We start from the raw sequence: 4304 nt of genomic DNA on the forward strand, positions 1-4304 counted from the left end.
TGTAGTGTTTAAGTGAGATTCGCTGAGATGTTGGCTGCGGATTGAGCGGATGTGATTTGAATCGTGCTTGCCGAGATGGAAGAGGTTCTGGCTGCGGTGCGCGCCTTGGGGCATGCCCCTGTCGATGTTTCCGCCCAGAAGATCGGCTACGACATTGCTTCGCATGACCCAAAGTCAGGTCATCTGCGCTTCATCGAGGTGAAGGGCCGCATCGACGGCGCTGATTCCGTGATGGTCACACGGCAGGAGGTCATCACGTCCCTGCACGAGCCCGAGAAGTTCATCCTGGCGATCGTCTCCGTTACCGGCGGCTTTGCCCATGAGCCGCGCTATGTCCGCGGCCCGCTTGTGGAGCGGGAGCCGTCCTTCCTCGAAACGGCGATCCAGTTCGATTTGAGGCGATTGTTGGAACGCGCGCAGTTGGCTCAATAATGACATTACCGCTCGCTCAGGTGCCTCATTGGGGTGCCGTTTCCAGGCAGATCGTTCGTGCGTTCAACGGACGCAGCAGCCTGCCGGTCCATGAATTGGCGAAAGCCAAGGTGGAGATGCCACATGCACGTACGCGACCTCTACCCACCAAATCGGGCAACGTGCAGTTCAGTGCCTGGCGCCTTGCGCACGCGGTCAAGAAGGCTGATTGCTTGCGGTGGCCCACCGCGCCGATTCTGTGGGCAGGGGCTCTCGGGTTCCTTCTCGAAAACGGTCACCTATTCGATTGGAGCGCAAGAGAGTGGTGCCTCAACCAGGGCATGTCTAATTTCTATGCTGATTTTTCGGGCACCGGCATAGCGGGGCGAATTGCGCAAGGGATGGCCCTGCTGTTCCTGGAGGACAACGGCTACGCCTATGTCGGTCGCTTCGAAACCGAGTGGCAGCAACGCGCAGCCACGCAAAATAGGCAATGGCCAGCGAACAAAGACAAGGCTCCAGACTTCATCGCCGAAAACAGGCGAAAGGAATGGGTGCTCGCTGAGTCCAAGGGCGGCTTTTCATCTCCTGGAAAGAGACCGCCCATAAAAGGCGCCTTGAAGGATGGACTGACCCAGCTCGACGGTTGGGACAAATATATTGTCCCCCAGCCTATCAAGAGCTTCGCAATCGGCACGTTCCTGCGAGAGACCGGAGATATTTCCGGCGAGACATCGCTGATCGCTTTCGTTGATCCTGAGCCGGACGTGCCCGAAAACCCCGTTGAGTTTCCGCGCGACACGGTTCGCCGAGCAAACTATGCCTCGTGGCTGTCATTCATGGGGCTTGATGGTGCGGCTGATCGCCTTCGGACCGGTAGCGGAGAGGCGCAGCGATTCGAGTTTCCTCTTCTTAGCGTGGGTGAACGCCAATACGCCGTGAGCGTTTCGTCGATGATGCTGAAGTATCCCACCACATCAAGCCGGGAATTCAGGCGTGATTTCCAAGACGCGCGGTTTTGGCCTTTTGCTTGGTTCGGAGATGGCGTCGACATCGAACTTGTCGGTCTCGATCTGAAAGTCCTGCGCGCGCTGCGCTCGGCGACCCAATCAACTGATGCTTCGGAGTTGATGGCGCTGGAGCCGTCGGAGCGGCGAGACACGCCTGTCGATCTGGATGGCGGGACATTTGACGGCAGTGTTTTTTCGGATGGTTCCTTGTTGGGCAAGCTGCGGGTGCTGCCGCGGCGTCCAGGCGAGCCGTTCCGGGATTTCCAGTGGACCGAGGTACACCTGTGACAAYCTACAAGAAGAAGCTCATCGAGGTGGCAATCCCGCTGGAGGCGATCAACGCGGCCTCTGCACGGGAGAAGTCGATCCGGCACGGGCATCCGTCCACGTTGCATCTGTGGTGGGCGCGGCGGCCGCTGGCGGCGTGCCGCGCGGTGCTGTTCGCGCAGCTCGTCGATGATCCCTCAGGCTATGCTGACAAACTGCTGGACGACCCGAAGATCCGCAAGCAGGCGGAGGCAGACGTGACCGTGCGCCTCAAGGCGTGGCGCGAGCGCAAGTCGGACGCGCAGGGGAATGTGCCCGACGCGCCTGAGCCGACGCTCGATGATTGTGCCGCCAATATCGAGCGCAAGCGCCTCTTCGAGATCATCGAAGACCTCGTTAAGTGGGAGAACTCGACCAACGAGGAAGTGCTAGAGCGCGCGCGTGCCGAAATTCGGCGCAGTTGCGGCGGCGTGCTGCCGCCGGTCTATGACCCCTTCTCGGGTGGAGGATCTATCCCCCTTGAGGCGCAGCGCTTGGGGCTGCCCGCCTACGGATCTGACCTGAATCCAGTGGCGGTGATGATCGGCAAGGCGATGATCGAGATCCCGCCGAAGTTCAAGGACATGCCCCCCATCCACCCCGGCATCAGGGAGCGGTCGTTCTACCGCAACGCCGAAGGGTTGGCAGAGGATGTGAAGCACTACGGCGAATGGATGCGCGAGAAGGCGTGGGAGCGCATTGGGCACCTCTACCCGCAGGTGGACCTGCCGAAGGAGTACGGCGGCGGCAAGGCGACGGTGATCGCCTGGATCTGGGCGCGGACGGTGCCGAGTCCGGACCCGGCCTTTGCGGACACACAGGTTCCGGTGACGTCAAGCTTCACTCTTGGAACCAAACCTGGACGCGAAGCGTGGATAGAAGCGACACCAAACCGAAAAACGAAGACCGTCGTATATGAAGTTCAAAGGGGCGGATCGAAAGACGATATTGCCCGGGCAAAGAAGGGCACGAAAGCGGGCCAAGCGAATTTTCGCTGCTTGCTGTCAGATGCTCCAATTTCTGGGGCTTATGTCGATGCCGCCGCATCGCGCGGCGAAATGGGGCGCGTTCTGTTAGCTGTTGCAGCCGAAGGGAAAAGAGGTCGGGTCTATCTAAGCCCATCAATAGTGCAGCTTGATGCGGTCGCTCTCGCTGACAGGGAACTCGGTGAAACTGACACAGATTTTCTTCGCGTGCCCTGCCGTGGGACGTTTGCGAGTAACGCGCAGGGTCGCAAGTATGGATTTAAGACATTTGAGGACTATTTTCTTCCTCGACAGCTGGCTTCGCTAACCGCTCTTTCCAATTCCCTTAATGACTTGCAAGCACAGGTCTTCAAGGATTGCGTCAATGCCGGCTGGCCGAGCGATACGACACCATTAGCTGCAGGGGGGTGCGGAGCGCTCGCTTATGCAGAAGCAATAAGAATATTCCTCGCATTTGCGATTGACCGATCTGCAGATCGTGGTTCAACAATTTGTTCATGGGATTCCTCGCCTAAGATGGAGGCGCTTAGGAATACTTTTGCGCGACAAGCAATCCCTATGACTTGGGATTTTGCAGAGGGAAATCCTTTCTCCGAATCAAGCGGTAACTTCCTTAGCAATGTGGACTGGGTTGCCAGAGTCGTAGAGTTGCTTGTGCCGGCTGCCCCTGGATCTATCGCTCAACATGACGCACAGACAGTGATTTATCCGGATCAAGTCGTAATATCGTCCGACCCTCCTTATTATGACAACATTGAGTACTCAGATTTATCTGATTTCTTCTACGTATGGTTGAAGCATAACTGTGGAGCTGTTTTCCAAGATGTCTTCAGTTTTGTATCTACACCGAAAATTGAGGAGCTTGTTGCCACTAGATACCGCCACGGTGGCCAAGAAAAAGCGGATCAGTTCTTTCTCGACGGCATGACCAAAGCTATTGCGAGAATGACCGAGCAAGCTGGGAACAATTTTCCAGCTACTATCTACTACGCATTCAAACAAAGCGAGGTCGAGAGCGAAGGCATAAGTTCGACGGGCTGGGCGACCTTTCTTCAGGCAGTCGTTCAAGCTGGGTTTTCGGTCGTCGGCACATGGCCTATGCGCACCGAAATGTCGAACCGCATGGTTGCTTCGGGCACAAATGCCCTCGCTAACTCAGTCGTCCTCGTATGTCGCAAGAGAGAAGCTTCGGCCGAGGTAATCACCCGGGCCGAGTTCATCCGCGCCCTGAAGCGCGAACTGCCCCTGGCCATTGCCGAGCTTCAGGCTGCAAACATCGCCCCGGCCGATATGCCGCAATCGGCTATCGGCCCGGGCATGGGTGTCTTCTCGGGATACAAAGCCGTTCTCGAATCCGATGATAGCCCAATGAGCGTGAAGACTGCGCTTCAGCTAATTAATCGCGAACTCGACGAATATCTAGGTGGCATCCAGGGTGAGTTCGACGGCGACACACGCTTTGCGATCACCTGGTTCGAACAGCACGGCATGGCGAAGGGCGAGTACGGCGTGGCCGACAACCTCGCTCGCGCCCGAGGCATTTCCGTTGAGAGCGTGAAGCATGCAGGGATCATTGAGAGTGCTGCAGGAA

At 57.5% G+C, this 4304-nt stretch carries 3 protein-coding genes; all 3 read left to right on the forward strand.

Annotated elements, in window-relative coordinates; translation table 11 throughout:
* The first annotated feature begins 63 nt into the window (after positions 1-63).
* The gene (locus tag AC1DVA_RS26600) at positions 64-432 is read left to right on the forward strand and encodes a protein NO VEIN domain-containing protein (RefSeq protein WP_476807884.1); all 369 of its coding nucleotides are present in this window, start codon (positions 64-66) and stop codon (positions 430-432) included.
* Complete coding sequence (locus AC1DVA_RS26605) at positions 432-1709, forward strand: hypothetical protein (protein ID WP_476807885.1); 1278 nt, start codon at positions 432-434, stop codon at positions 1707-1709. The genes AC1DVA_RS26600 and AC1DVA_RS26605 overlap by 1 nt, the downstream gene beginning before the upstream one ends.
* Positions 1706-4304, forward strand: a 2599-nt coding sequence (locus tag AC1DVA_RS26610) for a DUF1156 domain-containing protein (protein WP_476807886.1), incomplete at its 3' end; no start/stop codon positions are given. The genes AC1DVA_RS26605 and AC1DVA_RS26610, both read left to right, overlap by 4 nt.

The organism is Allobosea sp. P4_C6 (assembly GCF_056402015.1).